The 26,237-nt window shown below is 64.9% G+C and carries 27 protein-coding genes; 16 read left to right on the forward strand and 11 right to left on the reverse strand.

Features of this window, described 5'->3' with window-relative positions; genetic code table 11:
• Positions 1-24: 24 nt before the first annotated feature.
• From ACQY80_RS10525 to ACQY80_RS10550, 6 genes are all read right to left on the reverse strand, one after another.
• Positions 25-426, reverse strand: coding sequence for a hypothetical protein (locus tag ACQY80_RS10525; RefSeq protein WP_428679061.1), 402 nt, complete (start codon positions 424-426; stop codon positions 25-27).
• Entirely contained in the window at positions 423-1,157 is a 735-nt protein-coding gene (locus tag ACQY80_RS10530) for a DUF72 domain-containing protein (RefSeq protein ID WP_428679064.1), read from the reverse strand. Before ACQY80_RS10530 ends, ACQY80_RS10525 begins: the two co-directional genes overlap by 4 nt.
• Positions 1,158-1,283: 126 nt before the next feature.
• Complete coding sequence (gene purL, locus ACQY80_RS10535) at positions 1,284-3,539, reverse strand: phosphoribosylformylglycinamidine synthase subunit PurL (protein WP_428679067.1); 2,256 nt, start codon at positions 3,537-3,539, stop codon at positions 1,284-1,286.
• A gap of 87 nt (positions 3,540-3,626) precedes the next feature.
• Complete coding sequence (locus ACQY80_RS10540) at positions 3,627-3,923, reverse strand: hypothetical protein (RefSeq protein ID WP_428679070.1); 297 nt, start codon at positions 3,921-3,923, stop codon at positions 3,627-3,629.
• Positions 3,924-4,055: 132 nt separating this feature from the next.
• On the reverse strand, positions 4,056-4,472 hold the full coding sequence (locus ACQY80_RS10545) for a DUF2177 family protein (protein WP_428679073.1): 417 nt from the start codon (positions 4,470-4,472) through the stop codon (positions 4,056-4,058).
• Positions 4,469-5,122, reverse strand: coding sequence for a hypothetical protein (locus tag ACQY80_RS10550; RefSeq protein ID WP_428679076.1), 654 nt, complete (start codon positions 5,120-5,122; stop codon positions 4,469-4,471). Before ACQY80_RS10550 ends, ACQY80_RS10545 begins: the two co-directional genes overlap by 4 nt.
• 82 nt (positions 5,123-5,204) lie before the next feature.
• Between ACQY80_RS10550 and ACQY80_RS10555 the strand changes: the two genes are divergently transcribed.
• The 8 genes from ACQY80_RS10555 to tgt all read left to right on the forward strand — a co-directional run bounded on the left by ACQY80_RS10555 (position 5,205) and on the right by tgt (position 12,904).
• Positions 5,205-5,456 carry an exodeoxyribonuclease VII small subunit gene (locus ACQY80_RS10555; protein WP_428679079.1) on the forward strand — a complete coding sequence of 84 codons (252 nt, stop codon included), beginning with the start codon at positions 5,205-5,207 and terminating at the stop codon, positions 5,454-5,456.
• A 4-nt stretch (positions 5,457-5,460) separates the two neighbouring features.
• Positions 5,461-6,381, forward strand: coding sequence for a polyprenyl synthetase family protein (locus tag ACQY80_RS10560; RefSeq protein ID WP_428679082.1), 921 nt, complete (start codon positions 5,461-5,463; stop codon positions 6,379-6,381).
• Positions 6,381-6,887: a pantetheine-phosphate adenylyltransferase gene (gene coaD / locus ACQY80_RS10565; protein ID WP_428679085.1), complete on the forward strand. Its 507-nt coding sequence runs from the start codon at positions 6,381-6,383 to the stop codon at positions 6,885-6,887. The genes ACQY80_RS10560 and coaD overlap by 1 nt, the downstream gene beginning before the upstream one ends.
• A 242-nt stretch (positions 6,888-7,129) precedes the next feature.
• Positions 7,130-7,795 (forward strand): peptidylprolyl isomerase, encoded by a 666-nt coding sequence (locus ACQY80_RS10570; protein WP_428685826.1) that lies wholly within the window; start codon positions 7,130-7,132, stop codon positions 7,793-7,795.
• 40 nt (positions 7,796-7,835) lie between these two features.
• Entirely contained in the window at positions 7,836-8,894 is a 1,059-nt protein-coding gene (gene queA, locus ACQY80_RS10575; protein ID WP_428679088.1) for a tRNA preQ1(34) S-adenosylmethionine ribosyltransferase-isomerase QueA, read from the forward strand.
• 100 nt (positions 8,895-8,994) lie between these two features.
• A complete protein-coding gene (locus ACQY80_RS10580; RefSeq protein ID WP_428679091.1) occupies positions 8,995-11,190 on the forward strand; it encodes a putative bifunctional diguanylate cyclase/phosphodiesterase in 2,196 nt (731 codons plus the stop codon).
• Positions 11,191-11,243: 53 nt separating this feature from the next.
• Entirely contained in the window at positions 11,244-11,732 is a 489-nt protein-coding gene (locus ACQY80_RS10585) for a hemerythrin domain-containing protein (RefSeq protein WP_428679094.1), read from the forward strand.
• A 47-nt stretch (positions 11,733-11,779) separates the two neighbouring features.
• Positions 11,780-12,904: a tRNA guanosine(34) transglycosylase Tgt gene (tgt, locus tag ACQY80_RS10590; protein WP_428679097.1), complete on the forward strand. Its 1,125-nt coding sequence runs from the start codon at positions 11,780-11,782 to the stop codon at positions 12,902-12,904.
• On the opposite strand, the gene ACQY80_RS10595 is transcribed toward tgt, so the two are convergent.
• The gene (locus ACQY80_RS10595) at positions 12,905-13,075 is read right to left on the reverse strand and encodes a NepR family anti-sigma factor (RefSeq protein WP_428679100.1); all 171 of its coding nucleotides are present in this window, start codon (positions 13,073-13,075) and stop codon (positions 12,905-12,907) included.
• A gap of 197 nt (positions 13,076-13,272) precedes the next feature.
• On the opposite strand from ACQY80_RS10595, the gene ACQY80_RS10600 reads away from it, so the two are divergent.
• The 7 genes from ACQY80_RS10600 to xth all read left to right on the forward strand — a co-directional run bounded on the left by ACQY80_RS10600 (position 13,273) and on the right by xth (position 20,136).
• Positions 13,273-14,067 (forward strand): response regulator, encoded by a 795-nt coding sequence (locus ACQY80_RS10600; RefSeq protein ID WP_428679103.1) that lies wholly within the window; start codon positions 13,273-13,275, stop codon positions 14,065-14,067.
• 42 nt (positions 14,068-14,109) lie between these two features.
• Positions 14,110-16,818 carry a bifunctional [glutamine synthetase] adenylyltransferase/[glutamine synthetase]-adenylyl-L-tyrosine phosphorylase gene (locus ACQY80_RS10605; RefSeq protein ID WP_428679106.1) on the forward strand — a complete coding sequence of 903 codons (2,709 nt, stop codon included), beginning with the start codon at positions 14,110-14,112 and terminating at the stop codon, positions 16,816-16,818.
• Complete coding sequence (locus tag ACQY80_RS10610; protein WP_428679109.1) at positions 16,815-17,279, forward strand: peroxiredoxin; 465 nt, start codon at positions 16,815-16,817, stop codon at positions 17,277-17,279. Before ACQY80_RS10605 ends, ACQY80_RS10610 begins: the two co-directional genes overlap by 4 nt.
• Positions 17,279-18,070, forward strand: a complete 792-nt coding sequence (locus ACQY80_RS10615) for a ferritin-like domain-containing protein (RefSeq protein WP_428679111.1) — start codon at positions 17,279-17,281, stop codon at positions 18,068-18,070. Before ACQY80_RS10610 ends, ACQY80_RS10615 begins: the two co-directional genes overlap by 1 nt.
• Positions 18,071-18,184: 114 nt before the next feature.
• Complete coding sequence (locus ACQY80_RS10620; RefSeq protein WP_428679114.1) at positions 18,185-18,889, forward strand: M23 family metallopeptidase; 705 nt, start codon at positions 18,185-18,187, stop codon at positions 18,887-18,889.
• A gap of 92 nt (positions 18,890-18,981) precedes the next feature.
• Positions 18,982-19,323, forward strand: coding sequence for an iron-sulfur cluster insertion protein ErpA (gene erpA / locus ACQY80_RS10625; protein ID WP_428679117.1), 342 nt, complete (start codon positions 18,982-18,984; stop codon positions 19,321-19,323).
• Positions 19,324-19,362: 39 nt separating this feature from the next.
• The gene (gene xth / locus ACQY80_RS10630) at positions 19,363-20,136 is read left to right on the forward strand and encodes an exodeoxyribonuclease III (protein WP_428679120.1); all 774 of its coding nucleotides are present in this window, start codon (positions 19,363-19,365) and stop codon (positions 20,134-20,136) included.
• Between the two features lie 3 nt (positions 20,137-20,139).
• Here the strand turns inward: xth and ACQY80_RS10635 are convergent, their stop codons facing one another.
• From ACQY80_RS10635 to ACQY80_RS10645, 3 genes are all read right to left on the reverse strand, one after another.
• Entirely contained in the window at positions 20,140-21,261 is a 1,122-nt protein-coding gene (locus ACQY80_RS10635; protein WP_428685828.1) for a DUF1501 domain-containing protein, read from the reverse strand.
• Between the two features lie 4 nt (positions 21,262-21,265).
• Positions 21,266-22,690 carry a DUF1800 domain-containing protein gene (locus ACQY80_RS10640; RefSeq protein ID WP_428679123.1) on the reverse strand — a complete coding sequence of 475 codons (1,425 nt, stop codon included), beginning with the start codon at positions 22,688-22,690 and terminating at the stop codon, positions 21,266-21,268.
• A gap of 64 nt (positions 22,691-22,754) precedes the next feature.
• Entirely contained in the window at positions 22,755-23,921 is a 1,167-nt protein-coding gene (locus tag ACQY80_RS10645; RefSeq protein WP_428679126.1) for an N-acetyltransferase, read from the reverse strand.
• 117 nt (positions 23,922-24,038) lie between these two features.
• Here ACQY80_RS10645 and ACQY80_RS10650 point away from each other — a divergent pair, with 117 nt between their 5' ends.
• Positions 24,039-25,136 (forward strand): fatty acid desaturase family protein, encoded by a 1,098-nt coding sequence (locus ACQY80_RS10650; protein WP_428679129.1) that lies wholly within the window; start codon positions 24,039-24,041, stop codon positions 25,134-25,136.
• Between the two features lie 3 nt (positions 25,137-25,139).
• Here ACQY80_RS10650 and lptG read toward each other — a convergent pair whose 3' ends face one another.
• A complete protein-coding gene (gene lptG, locus ACQY80_RS10655) occupies positions 25,140-26,237 on the reverse strand; it encodes an LPS export ABC transporter permease LptG (RefSeq protein ID WP_428679132.1) in 1,098 nt (365 codons plus the stop codon).

The raw sequence follows: 26,237 nt of genomic DNA on the forward strand, positions 1-26,237 counted from the left end.
GGTGAAAGCCGGGGCTTTTTCGTATCAGCGCAGTTCCTTGCGGATCATCAGTTTCAGGCCCGACCATACCGCGTCGACCGCGCAGACTTTCACGTCGACCCAGCCCATCGGCAGGCAGACTTCCCGGATCACATCCTCGGTGATGTCGGTCGGGACTTTCGAGGCCTTTTTGGGCCAGCTCACCCAGACGAAGCCGGCGGGGTCGATCAATGTGCGCAGGTCGGCGAGCAGCTGTTCCAGTTCGGCGCGCTCGGTGGAGAAGACGTGCGCCGCCTGCAGGCCCGTCTCGGGGGCAGGCCGCTCGTCGAGGGCGATGTCGCCGATCTCGCTCCGCACGCTCTCCGGCATCGCGTGGAGCCACGCCGACATGCCGTCCTTCAGCGACAATTTCTTCGCGAGCGGCGTGCCCGAATAGCCGGCGGTCATAGCCGCGCGATCAGTGCCTGCGCCGCCGCGGGATTACGGACCTTCGCGCCTGCGATGAAGAAGAGGAAGACGTCGCGGTCGCCCTTGGCCCAGTCCTTTGCCTGTTTCGCCCAGCCGTCGAGCGCTTTGGCGTCGTAGCCGGTTTCGACGTCATCCCGGCTGCGCTGAAGGCGCGCATAAGTGAAGTCCGCAGTCTGCTCGTCGATGCAGGGAAATTCGTCGCTGTCGGCATAGACGATCGCCATGTTCCGTTCGCGAGCCAAGTCGATGAAGGCCTGATCGCGGAAACTTTCGTGACGAACCTCGATTGCGTGACGGAGCTTCATTCCGTCCTGCACATCGGGAAGCAGGTCGAGAAAGCCGGCGAAATCGTCGCGGTCGAATTTCTTCGTCGCCATGAACTGCCAATGGATCGGGCCGAGCCGGTCGCCGAGCCGCGTCAGCCCCTGCGTCAGGAATTTCTCGATCGATCCGGCGCCTTCCGCCAGTATCTTGCGGTTGGTCGTGAAACGTGACGCCTTGACGCTGAACTTGAAACCATCGGGGACCGACGCCGCCCAATTGGCAAAGCTCTCGGGCTTCTGGCTGCCATAATAGGTGCCGTTGATCTCGATACCGGTCAGATGCTGGCCGGCATATTCGAGCTCGCGCTTCTGCGCGAGGCCGTCGGGATAGAAAGGGCCACGCCATGGCTCGAAGGTCCAGCCGCCGATGCCGATGTGAATGCTCATAACCTCAACACCTCCGTCATCCCGGCGAAGGCCGGGATCTCATCGTCGCGCTTTTCCGCACCGGCGAGATCGTGTCAGAGTCACGTGCCTCTGAACACCCTTCGCCGGGATGACGAGGTGGGAATATCAGGCCAGCGCCGCGTCGGCTCCCATCAGGTTCGGGAAAAAGCCTTCATGGGCTTCGCGCAGCTCGGCCAGCGTCACCTGATGATCGCTGCCCTCCAGCTCGAAGACAATTCGGTCCTTGATCGTGCGGCCGACCGGGTCGACGGGCACATCGGCGCGGCCCGCGGCGTCGAGGAAGTCGGCGAGGCAGGTGTCGCAGACGGTGACGAGATAGAGGCCCTGATCCTCACCGAAGAAGCTTTCGGCGACGCCGAAGGGCTGTTCTTCGCTAATCAGCACGCCGATGTTCGACTTCAGCGCCATTTCGGCAAGCGTCACCGCCATGCCGCCGTCCGACACGTCATGGCAGGCGGTGATCCAGCCGGCGTTGATCGCGCCGCGGATGAAATCACCAGTGCGCTTTTCGCAGCGGAGGTCGACGGGCGGCGGCGGGCCTTCTTCGCGGCCGTGGATTTCGCGCAGCCACACCGACTGGCCGAGGTGCCCGGCGCGTTCGCCGACCGCGAGGACGATGTCGCCGGTGCGCTTGAAGCCGATGCCGACCGCGCGGTTTAAATCCTCGATCACGCCGACGCCGCCGATCGCGGGGGTCGGCAGGATCGCGCTGCCGCCGCCGGTGGCCTTGCTCTCGTTATAGAGGCTGACGTTGCCCGACACGATCGGATAGTCGAGCGCGATACATGCCTGTGCCATGCCGTCGAGGCAGCCGGTGATCTGGCCCATGATCTCGGGACGCTGAGGGTTCGCGAAGTTCAGGCAATTGGTGATCGCGAGCGGCGTGGCGCCGACCGCGGTGATGTTGCGCCAGGTTTCGGCGACCGCCTGCTTGCCGCCCTCGACCGGGTCGGCGTAGCAATAGCGCGGGGTGCAGTCGGTCGACATGGCGAGCGCGCGGCTGGTGCCGTGGATGCGGACAAGCGCGGCGTCGCCGCCGATCTGCAGCGTGTCGCCGCCAACCTGGCTGTCATATTGTTCGTAGATCCAACGACGCGATGCGATGTCGGGCGAACCCATCAGCGTCTTGAGGTCGGCCGCGACGTCCTTCGTCTCGGGCACGTTGGTCAGTTCCGCCTGCTTCGGCGTGGGCACATGCGGACGGTCGTAGAGCGGCGCGTCATCGGCGAGCGGCGCGAGCGGAATGTCGCAGACGATCTCGCCATGATGTTCGAGCACCATGCGGCCGGTGTCGGTGACGGTACCGATGACCGCGAAGTCGAGTTCCCATTTGTGGAAGATCGCGGCGGCGAAATCCTCGCGGCCGGGCTTCAGGACCATCAGCATGCGTTCCTGCGATTCGGACAGCATCATCTCATAGGCCGTCATGCCGGTCTCGCGCTGCGGCACATCGTCCATCTTGAGGTGGAGGCCGACGCCGCCCTTCGACGCCATTTCGACCGACGACGACGTAAGGCCCGCGGCGCCCATGTCCTGAATCGCGACGATCGCGTCGGATGCCATCAGTTCGAGGCACGCCTCGATAAGCAGTTTCTCGGTGAAGGGATCGCCGACCTGCACGGTCGGGCGCTTTTCCTCGGCGTCCTCGCCGAAGTCTGCGGACGCCATCGTCGCGCCGTGAATGCCGTCGCGGCCGGTTTTCGAGCCGACATAGACGATCGGATTGCCGACTCCGCTCGCGGCCGAATAGAAGATCTTGTCCTGCTCGGCGACGCCGACGGTCATCGCGTTGACCAGGATGTTGCCGTCATAGGCCTTGTGAAAATTGACCTCGCCGCCGACGGTCGGCACGCCGACGCAATTGCCATAGCCGCCGATGCCGTGGACGACGCCCGAGATGAGATGCTTCATCTTCGGATGATCGGGGCGGCCGAAGCGCAGCGCGTTGAGGTTCGCGACCGGGCGCGCGCCCATGGTGAACACGTCGCGCAATATGCCGCCGACCCCCGTCGCCGCGCCCTGATAGGGTTCGATGTACGAGGGGTGGTTATGGCTCTCCATCTTGAAGATCGCGGCGAGCTTCTTGCCGTCCGGCCCTTCGCCGATGTCGATGACGCCGGCATTTTCGCCGGGGCCGCAGATCACCCAGGGCGCTTCGGTCGGGAGCTTCTTGAGGTGGAGGCGCGAGCTTTTGTAGCTGCAATGCTCGGACCACATGACCGAGAAGATGCCGAGTTCGACAAGGTTGGGTTCGCGCCCGAGCGCGTGCAGGACGCGATCATATTCTTCCGGAGAGAGGCCGTGTTCGGCAACGATCTCGGGGGTGATGACGGAGGCGGGCGCGGCTGCTGTCTGAGTCATGGCGCGCCTTTAGCGACACCGGCGCAAAACGAACAGACCCCATATCGCCTTTTGGACGATATGGGGTCTGCGGTCGGAGCTCTCTTTTCAGCGCGAGGCCAGCGTCGTCGCGGGCTTGGTCAGTGGTTCGACTTCGCGGAGCGAGAAGCTGACCTGCTGCGAGCCGACGGTGCCGCGGACGCGGTGCTCGCCGATACGCAGGCGGAACGGTTTGCCGGTCTTTTCCTCGAAGCCGCTGATGATGCGCGTGTCGCCGACCTGCGTCACCGTATAGCTGTAGATATTGCCGTCATGCTCGAAGCGCTGCGCGGCGGTTTCTTCGGCATGGACGGCGCCAGGCGCGAGTGCGAACAGGGCCAGTGCGGGAAGAATGATCTTTTTCATGATGCAAGTCCTTGTTTATAAAACAAAACTTGCCTTTGGAGCCCCTCTCTTCTTGTGCGGTGCAGCATGAGCGGTGAAACACCGCCGGGCAATTGCAAAAAATCGAACCGTGATTGCGGATATGCGAACGGGTCAGGCGCTGCGGGGTAAGAAAACAAGCACCAGCCATGCCGCCGCACCCGCCGCCAGACCCGTCGCGACCGTTCCCCAGGCGATGTCGGCCAGCGTCACCTTCACCGACCAGATTTTCATCGTCGCATGATTGGTGAGGTCATAGGTCATGTAGCAAAAGAAGCCGAACAGCGCGCCATAGCCCGCCGCGATCTGCCATTTTCCGGCAGCCAGCGCTGGCTGGACCGCGAAAATCTGGATGCCCAGCATGTAGAGCGCATAAAAGACCAGCGCGGGGGCTGGGCGCCACCCGTCCATCAGCAATTCGCCGATCTCGGGGCGATAGAGTTTGGGGCCGATTTTGGTGAGCCACAGCGCATCGAGCAGGCCGAAGAGGATGGCCGTCGCGACATAGGCGGCGACCGAGGGCAACATCATGATGTCCTGACCTTTCGGTTTGCGCCCGCCCACCCCGCGACTGCGGCCAGCACCGCATAGGCTGTGAGCATCGTTGCCGGAATTGCCAGCGAATAGACCGGCTCTTTCGGCCCGAACCAGTCAATCGCCTGAAAGAGCGCAAGCAGCGCGGCGAGAATCCACAGGCGCAAATTTCCCGGAGGCGACCGCGTTCGCCGCGCATAATAAAGCAGCGCGACGCCGATCAGCAGGATTTCGAGCGGCATCGCGATCAGCGGATGATTCCACAGGCCAAGGCCGATCTTTGGCGGCGCTCCGAACAGGGTGAGGTCCGGAATATGGACAAGCAAGTCGATGAACCAGTGCGAGACGACCACCAGCGCCGCGCCGACCGCCGCTGCACGCCGTTTCGTGGCGATCTGTACCAACAGGCCGAACAGTGCAGCCCACAGCAATGCACCAAGCAGGCTATGCGTGAAGGGCATGTGATAAAGATCCATCGGGTTCATCGCGGTGATGCCGGGGACGATCCGCATCGCCTCGATGCCGGGCACCAGAAGCGCGGCGAAGCCGATGTCGACAAGCTGCGCGGCGACGAAAAGCGTGCCCAGACCGGCGGCCCTTGGCCGAGCTGCGGCGACGAACGCCGGTGCGAAATGCCCGATGAACATGCGCCGAAATTATCGCCATGCCCGGCAACGTCAAGCGCGACCGCACTTGACCATCGGGGGGCGAAGAGGCCAAAGCAGGAAGATGACGGAAACCCCCGGAACCGCAATTTCCTCCCTGTCGTTCGAGGCCGCAATGGGCGAACTCGAAACCATCGTGCGCCGGCTCGAAAGCGGCGACGTCAGCCTCGAGGAATCGGTGGCGCTTTACGAACGCGGCCATGCGCTGCGGACGCATTGCGAGGCGCGGCTCGCGGCGGCGCAGGCGCGGATCGAACAGGTCAGTCTCGGCGCCGACGGCCAGCCGGCGGGAACCACCCCCTTCGGCGAGGGCTGAGCCGATGACCCTCGTCGAAGGCGATATGGACCAGACGGCAGAATTGCTCGCCACCGCGCAGGATGAGGTGATGGCGGGAATCGACGCGCTGTTCGACCGGCTGCTCGCCGTCCCTGCGGACCCGCGCGCGCAGCTTTACGAGGCAATGCGTTACGCGGCGATCGCGGGGGGCAAGCGGCTACGTCCGTTGCTCGTTCGCGCCGCCGCCGACCTCTTCCATGTCGACCGGACGTCCAGCCTGCGCGTCGGCGCGGCGGTCGAGGCGATGCATGTCTATTCGCTGATCCACGACGATTTGCCTTGCATGGACGATGACGACTTGCGGCGCGGCAAGCCGACCGTTCACCGCGCCTATGACGAGGCAACCGCCGTGCTTGCGGGCGACTCGCTCCACGCGCTGGCGTTCGAATGGCTCTGCGATCCCGCGACGCACGGCGACCCGTTCGTGCGTTCCGAGCTGTGCTGCGAACTCGCGCGCGCTGCTGGCCCTGCCGGCATGGCGGGCGGCCAGATAATGGACCTCGTTGCCGAGACGTCCGATTTCGATCTTCCGACCGTCACCCGGCTCCAGCAGCTCAAAACCGGTGCGCTGATCGGCTTTTCGGTCGAGGCGGGGGCGATCCTGGCGCGCGTTCCGGCGGAGGGGCGGCGCCCGCTGCGCGGATATGCACGCGATATCGGGCTCGCTTTCCAGATCGCCGACGACATCATGGATATCGAGGGGGATGAGGCTCTCGTCGGCAAGGCGCTGCACAAGGATGATGCGGCGGGCAAGGCGACCTTCGTCACTCTGATAGGGCTCGACCGGGCGCGCGAACAGGCGCGGTTGCTCGTCGATCAGGCGATTGCGCATCTTTCCGGTTTCGGCGAAGAGGCGGCGCTGCTGCGCGCGATCGCACGCTATGTGGTGGAAAGGGACCATTGATGCGGATTGGGGTTTATCCGGGGACGTTCGACCCGATCACGCTCGGCCATATGGACATTATCCGTCGCGGCGCGAAGCTCGTCGACCGGCTGGTGATCGGTGTGACCACGAACATCACCAAGTCGCCACTGTTCGACGATGACGAGCGGATCGAGATGGTGCGGCAGGAGGTCGCGGATATCGATGGCGATATCCGCGTCGTCGGTTTCAACGCCCTGCTGATGGATTTCGCAGAGCGCGAAGGTGCCAGCGTGATCGTGCGCGGGCTGCGTGCGGTTGCCGACTTTGAGTATGAATATCAGATGGCGGGGATGAACCAGCAGCTCAACGACCGGATCGAGACGGTGTTTCTGATGGCCGACGTCGGCCTGCAGCCGATCGCCTCGCGGCTGGTCAAGGAAATCGCGATCTTCGGCGGCGACATCCACAAGTTCGTGACTCCTGCGGTCCGCGATGCCGTGGTCTCGCGCATCAACGAGCGCGGCCTTCGCCAGGGCGACGCCTGAACCGGTTCGCCATCGCAATCATTGAGCGTTCAGCTTTTTCCCGCTAGGTCGCCCCAAGCGGGGCGCGAATTCAGATTTCAATAAGAGGCCGATCCAGCATGACACTCACTTTCCGCCCCCTGCTTCTGACGGCAATGGCGATCGGCCTCGCGGCCTCGGCGGCCGCGCAGGACGCCCCGCCGGCGCCCGCGCCGCAGGGCAGCGAAGCGTCGCCGCCGGTCGAGACCGTGCCGCCGGTTGAAATGCCTGCCCCGGCTCCCGCGCCGGCTCCCGCCCCCGCAGCCGATACGGCTGCGCCGGCTGCCGAAGTGGCGCCAGCCGTTCCGGCGATGACGCCCGACCAGTACATCAACAACCCCGAATATATGCTCAACCTGGACCTTTCGACGGGCGGACGCGTGGTGATCCAGCTCTATCCCAATGTCGCGCCGGGTCACGTCGAGCGGCTGAAGCAACTCACGCGTGCGGGCTTCTACAACGGGGTCAAGTTCCACCGCGTGATCGACGGCTTCATGGCGCAGACGGGCGATCCGACGGCGACCGGGCAGGGCGGTTCGCAGCTCCCCGACCTCAAGGCCGAATTCAACGACACGCCGCACCTGCGCGGGACGCTGTCGATGGCGCGCGCCGAGAATCCCGACAGCGCGAACAGCCAGTTCTTCATCATGCTGCAGCCGCGCTTCAGCCTCGATCACCGTTATACGGCTTTCGGCCGTGTTATCTCGGGCATGCAATATGTCGATGCGGTGCATAAGGGCGAGCCGCCGGCAGTGATGTCGCGCATCGTCCAGATGTCGGTCGCCGCCGACAACAAGCCGCAGCCGCCTGCCTCGGCGCTGGTCGAGGATCAGCCGGCCGCGAAGCCGGCGGTCAGCGTCGACGAGCTCAGCGCGCCGATCAAGCCGTAAGCGCGAACGCAGGCGCTCCAAAAAAAGGGCAGACTCTGCCATGCGCGTCGACGCCTTCGATTTCGATCTGCCGCCCGAGCGTATCGCGCTTCGTCCCGCGCGTCCGCGCGACGCGGCGCGGATGCTGGTGGTCGAAAGCGGGGCCATGCGCGATATGGGGGTGCGCGACCTGCCGTCGCTGCTCCGCGCGGGCGATTGCCTCGTCTTCAACGACACGCGGGTGATCCCCGCGCAACTTGAAGGAAAGCGCGGCGCTCGTGAAGAGGACGGCGCGCAAGGCGCGTCGGGGGCAAAGATCGGCGCGACGCTCCACAAGCGTATCGACCTCCGCCGTTGGCAGGCCTTCGTCCGCAATGCCAAACGGCTGCGCGTCGGCGAGACGGTCGATTTCGGTGCGGGGGTCGAGGCGCTGGCCGAAGAACGCCTGCCCGATGGCAGTTTCATCCTCGCCTTTGGCGGCGAAGAGCCGGTCGAAGTCCTGCTCGAACGCGCGGGCACGATGCCGCTGCCGCCCTATATCGCGGGCAAGCGCGCGACCGACGAGGCTGACCGCAGCGATTATCAGACGATGTTCGCCGACAAGGACGGCGCGGTCGCCGCGCCGACCGCAGCCCTGCACTTCACGCCCGAATTGCTGGCGGCACTGGCGTCGGCCGGAATCGTCACCGAAACCCTGACCCTGCACGTTGGTGCCGGCACTTTCCTGCCGGTGAAGGCCGACGACACCGAAGACCACGTCATGCACGCCGAATGGGGCCGGATCGACGCCGCGACTGCCGATCGCCTCAACGCCGTCCGCGCGAACGGCGGGCGCGTCATCGCCGTAGGTACCACCAGCCTCCGCCTCCTCGAAAGCGCCGCCCGGGATGATAATATCATTGCCCCTTTTGAAGGGGATACGGCGATCTTCATCACGCCCGGCTATCGCTTCAAGGCGATCGACGGGCTGATGACCAACTTCCACTTGCCGCGCTCGACGTTGTTCATGCTGGTCAGCGCGCTGATGGGATTGGAGACGATGCAGGCGGCCTACGCCCACGCGATCGCGGAGGGCTATCGCTTCTACAGCTATGGTGATGCGAGCCTGCTGCTTCCCTGAATGGCACAACTTGCTGTGCGAAGCGGGGAAAATTTACAATATCGCAAGGCATTGCGGGCATTGCGGACCCCTGACTTAAGGGGTGGGCAAGGCTTAGTTAATGGACATGCCGTCGGGCATCGATGACAGCGACCGGGACAGCGCGGCCAGCGAGGGCACGCGCGGATTTTTCGGCAAGCTCGGCGCGCGCAAGGCGCGGCCGCGCAGCGACGCCGCGCTGCTGGCCAATCTCGACACCCGCGAGGCGCTGTTGCTGCTCCGCAATTTCGAGGAAAGTCGTCGTGGCTGGTTCTGGTCGACCGATGCAAAAGGGCGCCTGACCTATATCACCGATGCGGTCGCGCAGCTGATGGGGCGCACCGGCGGCGAACTTGTCGGCACGAATTTCACCGAGTTGTTTCTGCCCGTCGACAGCCATGGCGAACGCCAGCGGACCCTGCCCTTCCTGTTCACCAGGCAATCGAAGTTCGACGAGCTGCCACTGCGCAGCGCGTTCGAGGGCGATGACCGCTGGTGGGCGATATCGGGGCGACCGCATTTCGACAGCGCGGGCAATTTCGCGGGCTATCGCGGCAGCGGCGCCGACATCACCGCGCAGCGCCGCTCCGCAGAAGATGCCTCGCGCCTTGCGCTCTACGATTCGCTGACCGGCCTCGCGAATCGCTTCAGCATTTCGAAGAAGCTCGACACGACACTCGCTGCCTTCGCGCAGCAGCAGCGTAGCTGCGCGATCATGCTGCTCGACCTCGACCGCTTCAAGCAAGTCAACGACACCCTCGGTCACCCTGCCGGCGACGCGCTGCTCAAACAGGTCGCCGAACGCCTGCTCAAGATCGTTGGCGACAAGGAAATGGTCAGCCGTCTCGGCGGAGACGAGTTCCAGATCATCCTTCCCGACGTCGAGGATCGCGGCAAGCTCGGCGACATGGCGGCGGATATCATTGCCAGCCTGTCGCAGCCCTATTCGGTCGAGGGCAGCCGCTGCATCATCGGCGCGTCGGTCGGCGTCGCAATCGCTCCCTTCGACGGCCAGACGAGCGACGATCTTGTCCGCAACGCCGATCTTGCGCTCTATGCGGCGAAGGGCAACGGTCGCGGGCGCTTCTCCTTCTATTCGAGCGATCTGCATCAGGTGGCCGAAGATCGTCGCAAGCTGGAGGAGGATCTGCGCGATGCGCTCGTGCGCGGCGAGATGGATCTGACCTATCAGCCGGTCGTCAATGCCAAGACCAACATGGTGACCGGCGTCGAGGCCCTGATCCGCTGGACGCATCCCGACCGCGGCGTCATTTCGCCGGCGCTGTTCATCCCGATTGCCGAGGAAGCCAATCTCATCTGGCCGCTCGGCGAATGGGTGCTCCGCAAGGCATGCCAGGAGGCCATGCGCTGGCCCGGCGAACTACGTGTTGCGGTCAATGTTTCGCCGATGCAGTTCGCCAACGACGATCTGCCGAAAGTCGTGGCGAGCGCGCTCGCCGCAGCGGGCCTGCCGGCCGACCGGCTCGAACTCGAGATTACCGAAAGCGTATTCCTCGGCGATTCGAACGAGACGGCGCGGATGTTCAAGGCGCTAAAGGGGCTCGGCATCCGGCTCGCGCTCGACGATTTCGGGACCGGCTATTCCTCGCTCGGCTATCTGCAGTCGGCGCCGTTCGACAAGATCAAGATCGATCAGAGCTTCGTGCGCGGTGCGACGGTGAAGGGATCGCGCAACGCCGCCATCATTGCCGCGATCGTCGCGCTCGCCGAGGCGCTCGACATGGAAACGACCGCCGAGGGGATCGAATCGCACGATCAGCTCGACCTGATCCGCAAACTCAATGTCAGCCATGTGCAGGGTTATATCTACAGCCAGCCGGTGTCGGGCGACGAGCTGCTCGAGCATAGCGAGGCGGGATCGTGGACGATCAAGCCGTCCGGTCCGGCGCGCCAGCGCAACGACCGTTTCCAGATGTTCCGCAAGGTCGGGGCGATCCACGGCAACCATCGCTACAATGTCGTCATCCGCAACCTCTCGGCGACGGGCGCCTTTATCGAGGGGATGCTCGATGTGCCCGTCGGCACCCAGTTCGTGATCGATTTCGGCGAAGGGCAACTCGCAACCTCCACCGTCCGCCGCTCGATGAAGCATCAACAGGGTGTCGAGTTCGAGCAATCGCTGGTCAGCGACGGCAATGGCGGGCTGTGCACGCGCCACCGCGTCTCGCCCTATCTGATCGCCGCGGCCAGCCAGCAGGCGTCGTCCCAACTGGCGCTTCCCGCCTTTACGACGACGAATGACTGGAAGGCGGCCTGACAGGGAACCCGCACCGCGCATGATCCGTTTCTCTGTCAGCAATGGAGGCGGATATGACCGAAACGAAGATCTTTGCACGACTGAAGGCCGATCACGACCGGCATCGCGAACTGCTCGACCGTATCGACAAGACGCAGGGCGACAGCGACGATCGCCGGACGCTGTTCGAAATGTTCCGCGTCGAGGTGACCGCGCACGCCGCGTCGGAGGAAATGTCGCTCTATGCGACAATGCTCGCCAACCCCGACCTGCGCGACGAAGCGCAGCACAGCGTCGCCGAGCACAAGGAGATCGAGGATTTTCTGACCGAGCTTTTCGAGATGGATTTTTCCTCGACGGGCTGGCTCACGCGCTTCCGCACGATGAAGGAGCGCTATCTCCACCATATCGACGAGGAAGAGGAAGAGATGTTCCCGACCGCCGAAAAGGGTCTGTCGGACGCCAAGAAGCGCGAACTCATCAAGATCTTCGAAAAGGAAAAGCCGAAGGAAAAGGCGAAGGCGGCCGAGGAAGAGCCGTCGAGCGAGGAGGAGCGGGCTTAGGCCGCTCGGCTCGACTTTTGGCGCGCGCGGGGCCATAGGCGCGCGCCATGACCGACAGATTCGCTTTTCAGGTCGCCGCGACCGACGGCGCCGCGCGCACCGGCGTGATCCGCATGCGGCGCGGCGAGATCCGCACCCCCGCTTTCATGCCCGTCGGCACCGCGGCGACGGTGAAGGCGATGCGGCCGGTGGAAGTCCGTGCGACGGGCGCCGACATCATTCTCGGCAACACCTATCATCTGATGCTCCGTCCCGGTGCCGAGCGCATGGCGCGGCTCGGCGGTCTGCATAATTTCATGGGATGGGATCGGCCTATCCTCACCGACAGCGGCGGCTATCAGGTCATGAGCCTGTCGGCGCTGACCAAGCAGAGCGAAGACGGCGTCTCGTTCCGGAGCCACCTCGACGGCTCGCGCCACATGCTGACTCCCGAACGCTCGATGGAAATCCAGCGCTTGCTCGGCAGCGACATCGTCATGGCGTTCGACGAATGCCCGCCCAATGGCGTCGATGCAAAGCGCGCCGCCGCGAGCATGGAGCGCTCGATGCGTTGGGCGGCCCGCAGCCGCGCAGGGTTCGATGCGGGCGAAGAGCACGCGTCGCGCTCGGCGCTGTTCGGCATTCAGCAGGGATCGCTGGACGAGACGCTGCGCGCCCGCTCGGCCGGAGCGCTGACGGAAATAGGTTTCGATGGCTATGCGATCGGCGGCCTTGCGGTGGGCGAAGGGCAGGAGGCGATGTTTGGCGTGCTCGATTATGCGCCGGGTCAGCTTCCCGCCGACAAGCCGCGCTACCTGATGGGGGTGGGCAAGCCCGACGATCTCGTCGGCGCGGTCGCGCGCGGGGTCGATATGTTCGACTGCGTCCTGCCGACGCGCTCGGGCCGCAATGGCCAGGCCTTCACCTGGGAAGGCCCGGTCAACATTCGCAACGCGAAACATGCCGAAGATATGGGGCCGCTCGACGCGTCGTGCGATTGCCCGGTCTGTACGACCTGGTCGCGCGCCTATCTCCACCATCTCGTTCGCGCCGGCGAAATGCTCGGCGCGATGCTGATGACGCAGCATAATCTGCATTTCTATCAGTCGCTGATGCAGCGGATGCGCGATGCGATCGCGGCGGGGGCGTTTTCGGCGTTCCAGTCGGACTTCGCCGCCCGCTACAGGAAGTGATCAGTCGAGCTTGCTGAGCAGGTCGAGGAGCGACTGCGGAATCGTCTCGTCGACCGCAGAATCATAGGCGCGGCGGAGCGCCACGTTAATCTCCTGGCCTTTGCCAGGGAGTTTCTTTTCGGCGTCTTTTCCGGACGGCTTTTTGGGCGGCATACCGGGTTCAGACGACATCATATTGCCATTGGCTCGACATGGGCTCTTTTGCTAACCGCGCGGAAACCAAAGCGCAATGCGCCTTAGTTACTTCCCTATGAAACTATTTTACGGCTAGATCGTTCCCAAGGGGTGAAATTATGTCGGGCGATGGCGCATATATTGCTGCCCAGCCCGCAAATCCGCCGCTTCTTGCGGCTTCAGGAGGGTTCTCTATGTCTTTGGGTCAGGCGATCGCGCCGCATCTTCCGTATCTCCGGCGTTACGGCCGCGCGATTTCGGGAAGCCAGCAAAGCGGTGATGCGCTCGTCGCGCGGCTGCTCCAAACGCTGGTCGCGCATCCCGACGCGATCGACACCGGCAGCGATCTTCGCATCCAGCTCTATCGCATGGTCCACGACAATTTCGGCCTGATGGCCGATCAGGGCGCTGCGGCCGGCGAAACCGTTGCCGCCGAGATCGCGGTCGCCGACGCACGTCTTCGCCGCATTCCCTCGCTCGCGCGTCAGGCGCTACTGCTGACTGCGGTCGAGGGTTTTGGCGCCGAGGAAGCGGGGCGAATCATCGGCCGCGACGCTGCAGCGGTCGATGCGCTTATCGCCGAAGCGATGGACGAGATCGACCGTCAGACCCGCGCGCGCATCCTGATCATCGAGGATGAACCAATTATCGCGATGGATATCGAGATGATTGTGCGCGAACTCGGTCACGACGTCGTTGCGGTTGCCACAACCCACACCGAAGCCGTGGCGGAGGCGCAGAAGCACCTGCCCGGCCTCGTCCTCGCCGACATCCAGCTTGCCGACAACAGTTCGGGGATCGAGGCGGTGCAGGAGATTCTTGGTAGCATGAGCGTGCCCGTCATCTTCATCACGGCTTTCCCCGAAAGGCTGCTGACCGGCGACCGGCCCGAACCGGCCTTCCTGCTGACCAAGCCCTATCAGCCTGCGACGCTGCGCGCGGCGATCTCTCAGGTGCTGTTCTTCGACGAAAGCACGGTCCCGGCCTGAGGCGCTTGCCACCCGCGTCCGCGCGGGCGATAGCGGCGGGCGATGACTGTTACGGATGCTTCCGCGCGCCAGTCCGCGCTCGACCGCCTCACGGCCAATGCGCCCTTTCTCGCGCGGCTTGCCGAGATTAATCCGGACGACGTCGCGCGCTTTCTGGCACAGGGGACCGACGCCGCACTGGCAAAAGTGGCGCCGCCGCCTGTGGATGACGACATCATGCGGGCATTGCGTCAGTGGCGTGGACGGATGGCACTGCTGCTGGCGCTCGGCGATCTGTCGGGCGAACATGATGTGGCGACCACGACGCGGCTGCTCTCGGTCTTTGCCGACCAGGCGTGTGACGCGGCGCTCGCGGCTGCCTTCGCCGAACGCGTTCCGGACGAGGAAGCGCGCGGCCTGTCGGTGATCGCGCTCGGCAAGCTCGGCAGCCACGAACTCAACTATTCGTCCGACATCGACCCGATTCTGATCTTCGATCCAGAGATCTTGCCGCGCCGTTCGCGCGACGATCCCGATGAGGCGGCCGTGCGGATCGCGCGCCGGATGGTCGAGATATTGTCGGCGCGAACTGCTGACGGCCATGTGCTGCGCGTCGACCTCCGCCTCCGCCCGCATCCCGAGGTGACGCCGATCGTGCTGCCCGAAAGCGCCGCGATCTCCTATTATGAGTCCGAGGCGTTGGCATGGGAGCAGGCGGCCTTCATCCGCTCGCGCGCGTCGGCTGGCGACCGCGCATTGGGCGAAAACTTCCTCTCGGCGATCCAGCCGTTCATTTGGCGCCGCAGCCTCGATTTCCGGCAACTCAAGGAAATCGGCGCGATGAGCGACCGGATCCGCGACCATTTCTCGCAAGGTCAGGCGTTCGGCCCCGGCTATGATCTGAAGCGCGGACGCGGCGGGATCCGCGAGATCGAATTTTTCGCGCAGGTGCACCAGCTCATCTACGGCGGCCGCGATCTGTCGCTCCGCGTGCCGGCGACCGTGGATGCGCTCGCGGCGCTGGCGAAGGCGGGCCGCGTCGATCCCGACCTCGCTGCGCGGCTGACCGGCCATTATGCGACGCTCCGGCGGATCGAGCATCGGCTGCAGATGATCGAGGACCAGCAGACGCATTGTTTGCCGACACAGGCGGCCGCGCTCGATGCCGTCGCGCGTCTCGACGGTCATGCCGATGGCGCGGCGCTGCTCGCGGCGCTCGAACCCGTCACCAATGATGTCGCGGCCTGTTACGACCAGCTCGTCGTCGAGCGTGCAACGACGACGGGTCTGCCGCGCGAAGAGAATGAGCTTGCCGGCGCGCTGATGGCGATGGGGTTCGAGCCGCCTGACGCGGCGCTCCGTACGATCGCCGAATGGCGCGGCGGGAAGCTGCGCGCGCTACGCAGTCCCGCGGCGCTCGACGCGCTCGAAACCGTGCTGCCCGAATTGATGAAGGCGATCGGGGCTGCGGCTGATCCGCAGGCGACGCTGATCCGCTTCGACAAGCTCGTCGGCGGGCTGCCGAGCGCGATCAATTTCTTCCATCTGCTCGCCGCGCAGCCCGAACTGGCGAAGATCGCGACGCGCATTCTTTCGCTCGCCCCGACGCTGGCCGACGCGCTCGGCGCCCGGGTCGAGCTCATCGAGGGGCTGATCGACAAGCGCGCGTTCGAGGCGCCGGCCACGAAGAATGAACTGATGTCCGAATGGGCGTCGGGACTATCGGGTCTCGACTATGAACGGCTGCTCGACCGCGTCCGTGACCGCGTCGGCGAGCGACGCTTTGCCTATGGCGTCCAGCTCATCGCCGGGGCGACCGATCCGATGATGATCGCCTGCGGCTATTCCGAGCTTGCCGAGGCGGCGCTTCAGGTGCTCGCCGACGCGACCGTCGCCGAGTTCGTGGCGGCGCACGGCCGGATCGAGAGTAGCGAACTCGTCGTCATTGCGCTTGGCCGGCTCGGGGGCAGGGCGCTGACCCATGCATCGGACCTCGATCTCATCTATCTCTTCACCGGCGATCATCTCGCCGAATCCGACGGGCCGCGGCCGCTTGGTGCGACGACCTATTATAACCGCCTCGCGCAGCGCGTGACCGCGGCGATGTCCGTACCGACGGCGGCGGGCAAGCTTTACGACGTCGACACCCGGCTGCGGCCGCAAGGGGCGCAGGGCCCGCTCGTCGTCACGCTCGACAGCTTCGAACGCTATCAGCGCGAGGAGGCCTGGACGTGGGAACATATGGCGCTGCTCCGCGCGCGCCCGGTCTATGGGTCGGATCATGCCAAGGCGGAGGTGCATCGCATCATCGACGAGCTGCTCGCCGCACCGCGCGACCGCGATAGCGTGGCAAAGGACGCTGCCGAGATGCGCGACAAGATCGCCGCGCACAAGCCACCACAGGGTCTGCTCGACATCAAGGGCGGTCCCGGCGGGCTCGTCGATCTGGAATTCGCGATGCAGGTGACGCAGCTTGCGACCGGTCGCTGCCACGATCCCAATATCGGTTCGGCGCTCGCCTGCCTGCGCATCGAGGGGCTGGCGCCGGCCGAGGTGTGCGAGGCCCACGGTCTGCTCGGCCGGATGCTCGTCATGCTTCGCCTCACAGCGCCCGAGGGGGAACCCGCGACGCCCGCCGCGCGTCAACTGGTCGCGAGTGCGTGCGGCGAACCCGGCTGGCCGCAACTGCTTGCCGCGCACGATTCGGCGCGGCAGGAGATCGCCAACTGGTGGGCCTCGATTCGCCCGCCGCAGCAGGAGACAAAGCCATGACGCTTGCTATCGGGGACGCGATTCCCGCTGTGAAGCTGCTCGACGCCGACGGCGCGACGATCGATCTTGCCGCGATGAAGGTCGCGCCGCTTATCGTCTATTTCTATCCCAGGGCCGATACGCCGGGCTGCACGGTCGAGGCGCAGGACTTTACGCGCCTCGCGCCCGACTTCGCGCATCTGCACGCGCAGGTGCTTGCCGTTTCGCGTGACGCGCCGGCAAAGCTCTGCAAGTTTCGCGACAAATATGGCCTGACCGTCCGCCTTGCCTCGGACGAGGATGGCGCGGTGTGCGAAGCCTTCGGCACATGGGTCGAAAAACAGAACTATGGACGCACCTATATGGGGATCGAACGGTCGACCTTCCTTTTCGGCCGCGACGGCAGGCTCGCGAAAGAATGGCGCAAGGTCCGCGTGAAGGGCCATGCCGAGGCCGTGCTGGAGGCCGCAAAGGCCCTGTAATGCAAACGCTGGGTGAAGCCGCGCGCGCGGTTCTGCTGACGCCGGACCCGCAAGAGAAGCGCCGCGCGGCGCGCACTCTCGCCCGGGCGTGGCTGCGCGGCGATCTCGCGCATCGCTGCGACGTGGCGATGCCCGAACGGCCTGCCTGGCCGACGAAGCCTCAATTGCTGCCGCCCGGCCGGATGCCCGCGCGCCGCAAGGGTGGTTCGGCGCGCGGGCGGATCGCGATGATCCACGCGCTCGCGCATATCGAGTTCGTCGCCATCGATCTGGCCGTCGATCTCGTCGGACGCTTCGGCGGCGAATTTCCCCGCCGCTTCGTCGACGACTGGATCGGCGTCGCAGCCGACGAGGCGATGCATTTCGCGCTGCTCGACCGGCGTCTCCGCCAGCTTGGCAGCTTCTACGGCGACTTGCCCGCGCACGCCGGATTGTGGGAGTCGGCCGAGGCGACGAGCGACGACGCGCTGGCGCGGCTCGCGATCGTTCCGATGGTCCTCGAAGCGCGCGGTCTCGACGTGACGCCGGCAATGATCGAACGCTTTCGGGCCGCCGGAGACGAGGCATCCGCAAAGATTTTGTCGCGCATTTTCAACGATGAAATCCGTCATGTGACCGCCGGCACAGTCTGGTTTAACCAAAAGTGCGATGAACTGGGATTCAACGCCGTCGAAACGTGGCAAAGCCTCGTAAAATCGCGATTCCGGGGCTCGCTAAGGCCTCCGTTCAACGACTCGGCGCGCCATGAAGCCGGTTTAACGCAAGACTTCTACGCTGTTATTGCTTGGTAAGGTCTGGGCCGTCATCAACACTCGCGGGCAGGGAATATTCCCAACCGAAACAAACATCCGGCACCAGCGGCCCCCAAAAAAGGGCACTGGCGACAAGGACTGCGGGGTCGATACGTGCGATACGCTTCTCTGGCGCAAAAGTTTCATTTTGGTCTCATTTTCTGCGCGAGCGCGCTAACCGCGATCACCGCTCCGGCGGTTCACGCGGCGGAAGCCGGCAGCAATGACGCCAGCATCACGGTTCCCGACGAACCCGATCAGGACAATTTCCCGGCTGGCGTAACCGCGCCGACCGAAAATCAGGAAGCACGCGCGATCTTCCAGGCGTGGAAGCGTCTCGACACTGGTCTGGCTGCGAACATCGGCGTTTCGGTGCCGTCGCGTCGTCCGATCGAGCAGATGTCGTTGTCCTCCTCCTATGGCATGCGCGTCCATCCGGTCACCGGCAAGCTCGCGCGCCACAATGGCGTTGATATTCCTGCCCCCTATGGCACCCCCATCTATGCGACCGCCGACGGCATCGTCGGCCGCGCGCAGCGCCTTGGCGGTTACGGCAATTATGTCGAGATCGAGCATGGCAACGAGATCGAGACCCGCTACGGCCATATGTCGTCGTACATCGTCCGTCCCGGCCAGTCGGTGCGCAAGGGCGACATCATCGGTTATGTCGGCTCGACCGGCCGTTCGACTGGCAACCACCTTCATTATGAAGTCCGTATCGAGGGCGCGCCGGTCAATCCGATGCCGTTCGTTCGTTCGGACTCGATGGCCATCGCAGCGCTGACTGGCGAGAATCTCGCCATGGGTGGTCCCGAGTAACAGGTTTCTCTGGGTCGGAGAGGAGGGGCGCCCCACGGTTAAACGGCCGGGGCGCCCTTTTCATTTGAGCTGGCCCACCCTATCTTGCGCGCATGGCCACGCAGCTTTCCGATATCACCCTTTCGTCCGCCGCCGCGGCGCGCGTCCGCTGGATCGCCGATCGCAAGGGCGAGGGTGAGGCGGCGCTCCGCCTCGCGGTCGATGGCGGTGGCTGCTCGGGCTTCACCTATCGCTTCGGGCTCGCCGAAAGCATCGACGCCGACGACATCGTGACCGAGACCGACGGCGTGAAGCTCGTGGTCGACCCGATCAGCATCGATCTGGTGCGCGGCTGCGTCGTCGATTTCGTCGATTCGCTTGGCGGATCGTCGTTCAAGGTCGAAAATCCCAACGCCGCCTCGGGCTGCGGTTGCGGGTCCAGCTTCTCGATCTGACGCCTTTCACAGCGGCGCGCTTGCTGGCATAGCGAGCCCATGAAAATCGCGACCTTCAATATCAACGGGATCAAGGCGCGGCTGCCGCGCCTCGTCGAATGGCTCGAGGAAACGCAGCCCGATGTCGCCTGCCTGCAGGAACTGAAATCGAGCGACGAAACGATGCCGACCAAGGAAATCGAGGCGGCGGGCTATGGCTTCCTCTATCACGGGCAAAAGGGCTTCAACGGCGTCGCGATCCTCGCCAAGGACGCCCAGCCCGTCGAAATCCAGCGCGGCCTTGCCGGCGAAGCCGAGGATGAGCAGTCGCGCTATCTGGAGGCCGATGTGTGCGGCGTGCGCGTCGGCTGCATCTATCTTCCCAATGGCAATCCGCATCCGGGGCCGAAATTCGATTACAAGCTGCGCTGGATGGCACGGTTGCGCGAGCGGGCGAAGGATTTGCTCGCGTCCGAAATCCCGACGATCCTGACCGGCGACTATAATGTCATCCCGCACGACGACGATGTGTGGGATCCGCGCGGCTCGATGGCGAACGACGCGCTGATGCAGCCCGAATCGCGCGATGCGTGGTTCCGCCTTCTCGGCGACGGCTGGACCGACGCCGTGCGCAGCCGCCATCCGGCGGGCGGGGTGTGGACCTTCTGGGATTATCAGGCGGGCGGCTGGCAGCGCGACCATGGCTTCCGCATCGACCATCTGCTGCTCAGTCCCGCGATGGCCGACCGGCTGGTCGATGCGGGCGTCGACAAGGATCATCGCGGCCGTGAGAAGGCAAGCGATCACGCGCCGACCTGGGCGGTCTTTGCCTGACCCTCAAACGTCGGGGTACAGCGTTTTCTTCACCCGCGCCGGATCGAGCGCATAATGATGCGCCACCGCGTCCGCGATCACGCTTTCCAGGCTGCGCGTCGGCTTCAGATCGCGCCCGTCCTGGCGCGCTGCGACGGTGAGCCCCGGCCAGTCTGCCGACACCTTGCCGCCCTGTTCCAGCCCGCCGCCGAAGAACATCGCGGTCGATGCCGTACCATGGTCGGTGCCGCCGGTGCCATTGACCTCGACCGTACGACCGAATTCGGTGGCGACGATGACGAGCGTGTCGGTCCAGGCCGGGCCGAGGCCAGCTTGCAGCGCGCCGACAAGCTGGTCGAGCCCGCGAAGCTGCGCGGTCAGCCGGCCCCGCTGGCCGCTGTGGGTATCCCAGCCGCCCGTTTCGACCATCATCACCCGCGCGCCGTCGGCGGGGAGCATCAGCGATGCGGCCAGCTTGCCGAGGTCGGCGCCGTTGCGGCCGTTGTTGCCGCCGATATCGCTCGCCAGCTCCTGCGTCTTGACCGCGCTGTCCCACAACGGGCGAAGCAGCGCGTCGTCGGCGTAAAGCGCGGTCAGCCGTGCGATCAGGTCGGAGTCGGCCTGCGGCAGGCGGCTCGGCGCATAGGTGCCGACCGGGAGGCTGCCCCGCAACGCCAGCGGCACCGCAGGCGCGATCGCGATCGCATCGCGCTCGGCGGCGGGCAGCAGCGTCAGCAACCGTCCGACCCAGCCGTCATCGCGCTCATAGGGGCGCGAACCACCCCCCTCGAGGACATTCTGTCCGTCGAAATGGGATCGATCGCGATAGGCGGTCGCGACCGCGTGGGCGAAATGCGCCTGCTTCGCGCCGAACAATGTCGCGCCCGTCGCCAGCGCCGGATGCAGGGTGAACATGGCGTCGAGCTTCGCGCCGCCTGCGCTCTCGTCGGCGAGCGCGCGGCGTGCATCGGCAAAGCCAGGGTCGCCCGTCGGCGCGACCGCCGCCAGCCCGTCGGCGGCGCCGCGCTGAATCACGAAGACGAGACGTTTGGGCGTACCGGCTGCGGCGTAAGCGAAGCGCGGCAGCGCAGCGGCCGCGGCGACGGTGATGCCCGACAGGATGATCGAACGGCGCGAGAGGGTCATCATTCTATCTCCGCAGGAAGGCCGGGCTTGCGAGCAACATTGCAAGTCCCTGCCCAGGACTGTCCGCGCGCGCGATCGCCTGCGCGGTGTCGGGGGTCAGCGCGTCGGCGAGGACGAGCGGCGCCAGCTTTCGGGCATCGGCCAGGTCGCCGATCCGTCCCGCGATGCGGCTTGCGAGTTCGACGCGCTGCATCAGCGCCGCCGACCCCGCCCAGGTCGCGACGAGGTCGTCGTACCCGGCGGGGGAGCCCGGCCGCCACACCGGCTGGCCGAGCTGGCTAAAGAGCGCGGGAATATTCTGTTTATCCCCAAGCGCCGGAACCTTCAGCGCGCGCATCGTCGAGACCATCCAATCCCACGGCGATTTGAACATCGCCCGCCCATCGGCCCACGGCTCGGGCGACGCGATCAGCGTATGATAGAGCGAGTGCAGGTCGCCGCCGGTCTTGCGGAAATCGGCCGCGAGTCGCTCGACGAGCGCGGGTGGCGGCGTGTCGCCGCTGAAATGGCGGGCGAGCTTCGTCGCTATGTGCGTCGCGGTGGCGGGATGGGTGGCAAGGTCGCGCAGCACCGCCTCCGCCTGCTTCGCGCCAGGCTGGTCATAGCGTTTGCCGAGGATCGTCTGCGCGCCGGGTTCGTGGAGCGGCTGGATGAACACCGTGTCGCCGGGCCGCGCGCCTCCGGGCATCAGCCGCTGTCCTGGGCCCCCGCCGAGTCCGGCAACGGTGAGCCCGGTGAGGGCCTTTGCGAAGGACGTGACATCTGCCTGCGTATAACCCGTGCGTACGCCGAGCGTGTGTAGCTCCATGATCTCGCGGCCGAGGTTTTCGTTGAGTCCGAGTTTCGCCTTTTTCTGCCTGTTGCGCGCGCGTTCGGCGATGGGGCTGTCGGGGCCGAAGCTCTGGGCCTGGTCGAGGTAGAGCAGCATCGCCGGATGGCGTACCGCCGCGATCAGCAGATCGGAAAATTTCCCCATAATATTCGGGCGGATCGCTTCAAATTCATAATTGCCCGTAAAGCCGATTGTCGTCAGCTTGTCCGCCGACACCGCGAAATGATTTGCCCAGAAATGGGTGAGCCGCTCGGGGAAGGGGGTCGGCGTCGCGACCGCGTTGGCGAGCCGCGCGCCTGCCGCCTCGACATAATGACGCCGAATTTCGGAGCGCGATAACTTGCGAAGCTCGGCGGGCATCGCTTTCTCGTCCTCGCTCATCGATGCGTCTTCCTTTCGCATCGCCTGCTTGTCCTCGCGATAGGCAATATAGGCCGCCGCGATCGCCTCGCGCCCGGCGAGCGCCGCAAAGGCCGGCGGCGCGGGCTCATAATCGCCGAGCTGGCGCGTCAACCAGGCCTTGGGGTCGGCGACCACGGGATCGTCCCAGCGGCGACCGAGGCCGAAGCGGTTGGCGGCGAGATATTGCGGTGCCATGTCCATGCCTTTCCGGTTCAGAAACGCATGATCGACCGCATTTGTCGCAAAGCTGTCCCGCTTTTCAGAGCTTTTTGTCGTAGAGCAGATACGTCCGGTTGACCGTCGCGTTCAGCACCTCGGCAACCGCGTTCATGCCCTGATTGTCGTCGAGCACCCAGCCGATGTCGCCCTCTTCGGCGCCATAGATCGTGACGCCGTCGCGGCGGATATATTCGATCATCATGAAGGCGAGCGTGCTCGCCATACGGCTGTTCTGCAATTTCTTGACGACGCCCATCAGCGGCACGCGCAGCCGCTTGCTGCGCGGCTTCCTCAGCCACCAGAGCAGCTTCGCCCAGTTGAAGGGGAACAGCGATCCCTCCATGTCGATCAGCCGTTCGTTGATGTTCGGCAGCACGATCATGAAAGCGACCGCTTCGCCATCGACTTCGGCGACACGGATCAGATCCTCGTAGACGATGTCCTTCAGCTTCTTGCCGACATGCGCGATTTCGCTGTCGGTCAGCGGGACGAAACCCCAATTATCCGACCAGGCATCGTTGAGGATGCCCATGATCAGCGTCGCTTCGGCATCGAATTTCGACTTGTCGACGCGGCGGATGCGGATGCGCGCGTTCTTCTCGCCCGCGGCGACGATGCGGTTCACGATCGGCGGGAAGCCGTTCAGGATTTCGACCGAATAATTGTGCAGCTTCTTGACCGGGCGATAGCCTTCGGCCTCGATCCACCCTTGGTAGAGCGGGCTGTTGTGGCCGAGCATGATCGTCGGCGGTCGTTCAAAACCGTCGACCAGCAGGCCGGGTTCGTCCCAGACCGAAATCGACAGCGGACCGAGCGCGCGGTTCATCCCCTGACCGCGCAGCCAGTCCTCGGCCGCGGCGATCAGCGCGTGCGCGGTGTCGGCATCCTCGGCCTCGAGCAGGCCCCAGTTTCCGGTGCCCGGACCCATGCCCTGCGACGCGGGCTGTTCGAGCGCGAGGAAGTCGATATGCGCCGAAATGCGCCCTGCCGTGCGGCCGCCCCTTCGCGCGAGAAAATATTGCGCCTTGCCGTGCTCGAACCACGGATTCTTGCCCGGCGTCAGCAGGTCGAACACCTCACCCTTCAGCGGCGGCACCCATGCCGGATCGCCGCGATTGAGCCGGTACGCCAGCTCGACGAACTCGCGCGTGTCGGCCTTGTTCCTGACCGGATGGATGGTGATCGGGCCTTCGTTATGGGCGGTCATACTGGTTTCCTGAAAGCGGCACCCTATATTGGTGGCGCCGCATTAGGGCATTGCTATGGCACTGGCGAGCCGCATTCGGCCATTTTGCTGCCACGAAATCATGATGAAGAACCCGCTATGTTTGCGATGAACACTCTTGCAGACCGGCATTCGGCCTTGTCCGTGCCGCCGGTCCCGAAATCGGCGATCACCGACGATATGGCGATGATCCGCGCCGCGTCGGAGCTGACGCGCGATCTGGTGACCCCCAGCGCGCGCATCTACTGGACCGACTTTCTCGGATCGACTTTCGTCGGTTACGCCGGCATCGCGGCCGCCATCCTTGCGCCGTCGACGGCGTGGATGCTGGTTGCGGCCTTCGTTTCCGTGCTCGCGCTCTATCGCGCCGGCAGCTTCATCCACGAGTTGACGCATATCCGCAAGAATGCGTTGCCGGGTTTTCGCCTCGCGTGGAATATCCTCGTCGGCGTCCCGCTGCTGATCCCCTCCTTCATGTATGAGGGGATCCACAGCTTGCACCATAACCGCACCAAATATGGCACGGTCGAGGACCCCGAATATCTGCCGCTCGCGCTGATGAAGCCTTGGACGGTGCCCTTGTTCGTCGTTGCCGCAGCCTTCGCGCCGCTCGCGCTCGTCTTCCGCTATGCGGTGCTGACTCCGCTATCCTTCCTGATCCCGCCGTTGCGCCGCATTGTGCGCGAACGTTATTCGGGAATGATCATCAACCCGATGTTCCGCCGCAAGTCGCCCGAGGGCGAGTTCCGCCGCCAATGGGCCTGGCAGGAAGGCGGAGCGTGGCTCTGGTCGACCTTGCTGGTCGCTGCCGGCGTTTTCAGCTGGGTGCCGCTCCGCGCGCTGCTTATCTTCGGCGCGATCGCCGCCGCGACGCTCGTTCTCAACCAGATCCGCACCCTCGTCGCGCATCTGTGGGAAAATGACGGCGAAGTGCTGACCGTCACCGCGCAGTTCCTCGACAGCGTGAACGTCCCGCCGCCGGGCCTGCTGCCCGAACTCTGGGCGCCGGTCGGGCTGCGTTATCATGCGCTGCATCACCTGCTGCCGGGCGTTCCCTACCATGCGCTCGCGGAGGCGCACCGCCGCCTGAAGGAGGCGCTGCCGGTGGATTCGCAATATCACAAGGCGAACTATCGCAGCCTGCCGAAGCTGGTGCTGAACCTCGTCGCAGGCTCCGCGCGGGGAGCGGCGGCCTGACGCCTATTCCTCGGTCCGGATCAGGATCATCTCGCCGATCAGCGCGAACAAGATGAACGGTCCCCACGCGGCAAGGAAGGGCGTGTAGGCACCAAGATCGCCCATCGCGAGCGCGAAATTGTCGGCGACGAAATAGGCGAAACCCAGCACCATGCCGATGATCGCGCGCACGAACAGCTTGCCCGACCGCGCGAGGCCAAAGGCCGCTACGGCGCCGAGCAGCGGCATCAGGATCGACGACAGCGGCCCTGAAATCTTGTGCCACAGCACGCCTTTCAGCGAATCGACCGGCCGGCCTGCGGTCTCCAGCTCGCTGATCGCGGTCTGTAGCCGGTTGAAGGGCAGTTCGTCGCCGTCGACCTGCGCCAGCGTGAACTGGTCGGTGCGGACATCTTTCATCGCGACGATCGTGCCGAGCTGTTCGAGGGTGCCCGAGCGGCGAAGGAAACGCCGCGCGTTCGTCAGTTCCCAGCCGCCCGCGACCGGCTTTGCGCTATCGGCCTTCAGCATCGACGACAGCACGCCGCCGGTGCGCTCATAAATGGTGATGTTGCGGAGGATAACCGTCGGCCCGCCGGTTTCTACGGTCATAGCATTGATCAGATCGTCGCCCGACCGGACCCAGATATTCGCCCGCACCCCGCTGTCTTTGGGCACCTGCGCATATTCGACCTTTTGCCAGGCATTGAGCGCGGCGGTCGACCGGGTGACGATCCGTTCGTTGAAGACGAAGCTGACCCCGGCGACGAGGAAGGCCGCGAGGAACAGCGGCGCCAAGACCTGATGCGCCGACATGCCGGAGGCCTTCATCGCGATCACTTCGCTGTTCTGGTTGAGCGTCGCGAGCGTCAGGATTGTCGCGAGCAGCACCGAAAACGGCAGGAACGTCTCGACGATCTGCGGCATCCGCATCCCGACATAGCGCCAGACATCATTGTCGCCATTGCCTGCGACCGCCAGAATCTTGCCGCTTTCGCCAAGCAGATCGAGCGTCTGCAGCACCAGCACCAGCGCGAACAGGATCGCGATCGTGCGGACGAGGAAGGTCCTGCCGACGTAAACCGCCATCGTGCGCGACGGAAAGAAGCTAAGGGTCTGCAT

This window comes from Sphingopyxis sp. (assembly GCF_965279755.1).
GTDB lineage: Bacteria > Pseudomonadota > Alphaproteobacteria > Sphingomonadales > Sphingomonadaceae > Sphingopyxis.

Excerpts from the sequence above, each read along its gene's own strand:
- ACQY80_RS10525 (WP_428679061.1), bottom strand. The coding sequence starts at position 426 with ATGACCGCCGGCTATTCGGGCACGCCGCTCGCGAAGAAATTGTCGCTG.
- ACQY80_RS10530 (WP_428679064.1), bottom strand. The coding sequence starts at position 1,157 with ATGAGCATTCACATCGGCATCGGCGGCTGGACCTTCGAGCCATGGCGT.
- purL (WP_428679067.1), bottom strand. The coding sequence starts at position 3,539 with ATGACTCAGACAGCAGCCGCGCCCGCCTCCGTCATCACCCCCGAGATC.
- ACQY80_RS10540 (WP_428679070.1), bottom strand. The coding sequence starts at position 3,923 with ATGAAAAAGATCATTCTTCCCGCACTGGCCCTGTTCGCACTCGCGCCT.
- ACQY80_RS10545 (WP_428679073.1), bottom strand. The coding sequence starts at position 4,472 with ATGATGTTGCCCTCGGTCGCCGCCTATGTCGCGACGGCCATCCTCTTC.
- ACQY80_RS10550 (WP_428679076.1), bottom strand. The coding sequence starts at position 5,122 with ATGTTCATCGGGCATTTCGCACCGGCGTTCGTCGCCGCAGCTCGGCCA.
- ACQY80_RS10555 (WP_428679079.1), top strand. The coding sequence starts at position 5,205 with ATGACGGAAACCCCCGGAACCGCAATTTCCTCCCTGTCGTTCGAGGCC.
- ACQY80_RS10560 (WP_428679082.1), top strand. The coding sequence starts at position 5,461 with ATGACCCTCGTCGAAGGCGATATGGACCAGACGGCAGAATTGCTCGCC.
- coaD (WP_428679085.1), top strand. The coding sequence starts at position 6,381 with ATGCGGATTGGGGTTTATCCGGGGACGTTCGACCCGATCACGCTCGGC.
- ACQY80_RS10570 (WP_428685826.1), top strand. The coding sequence starts at position 7,130 with ATGCCTGCCCCGGCTCCCGCGCCGGCTCCCGCCCCCGCAGCCGATACG.
- queA (WP_428679088.1), top strand. The coding sequence starts at position 7,836 with ATGCGCGTCGACGCCTTCGATTTCGATCTGCCGCCCGAGCGTATCGCG.
- ACQY80_RS10580 (WP_428679091.1), top strand. The coding sequence starts at position 8,995 with ATGGACATGCCGTCGGGCATCGATGACAGCGACCGGGACAGCGCGGCC.
- ACQY80_RS10585 (WP_428679094.1), top strand. The coding sequence starts at position 11,244 with ATGACCGAAACGAAGATCTTTGCACGACTGAAGGCCGATCACGACCGG.
- tgt (WP_428679097.1), top strand. The coding sequence starts at position 11,780 with ATGACCGACAGATTCGCTTTTCAGGTCGCCGCGACCGACGGCGCCGCG.
- ACQY80_RS10595 (WP_428679100.1), bottom strand. The coding sequence starts at position 13,075 with ATGTCGTCTGAACCCGGTATGCCGCCCAAAAAGCCGTCCGGAAAAGAC.
- ACQY80_RS10600 (WP_428679103.1), top strand. The coding sequence starts at position 13,273 with ATGTCTTTGGGTCAGGCGATCGCGCCGCATCTTCCGTATCTCCGGCGT.
- ACQY80_RS10605 (WP_428679106.1), top strand. The coding sequence starts at position 14,110 with ATGACTGTTACGGATGCTTCCGCGCGCCAGTCCGCGCTCGACCGCCTC.
- ACQY80_RS10610 (WP_428679109.1), top strand. The coding sequence starts at position 16,815 with ATGACGCTTGCTATCGGGGACGCGATTCCCGCTGTGAAGCTGCTCGAC.
- ACQY80_RS10615 (WP_428679111.1), top strand. The coding sequence starts at position 17,279 with ATGCAAACGCTGGGTGAAGCCGCGCGCGCGGTTCTGCTGACGCCGGAC.
- erpA (WP_428679117.1), top strand. The coding sequence starts at position 18,982 with ATGGCCACGCAGCTTTCCGATATCACCCTTTCGTCCGCCGCCGCGGCG.
- xth (WP_428679120.1), top strand. The coding sequence starts at position 19,363 with ATGAAAATCGCGACCTTCAATATCAACGGGATCAAGGCGCGGCTGCCG.
- ACQY80_RS10635 (WP_428685828.1), bottom strand. The coding sequence starts at position 21,261 with ATGACCCTCTCGCGCCGTTCGATCATCCTGTCGGGCATCACCGTCGCC.
- ACQY80_RS10640 (WP_428679123.1), bottom strand. The coding sequence starts at position 22,690 with ATGGCACCGCAATATCTCGCCGCCAACCGCTTCGGCCTCGGTCGCCGC.
- ACQY80_RS10645 (WP_428679126.1), bottom strand. The coding sequence starts at position 23,921 with ATGACCGCCCATAACGAAGGCCCGATCACCATCCATCCGGTCAGGAAC.
- ACQY80_RS10650 (WP_428679129.1), top strand. The coding sequence starts at position 24,039 with ATGTTTGCGATGAACACTCTTGCAGACCGGCATTCGGCCTTGTCCGTG.
- lptG (WP_428679132.1), bottom strand. The coding sequence starts at position 26,237 with ATGCAGACCCTTAGCTTCTTTCCGTCGCGCACGATGGCGGTTTACGTC.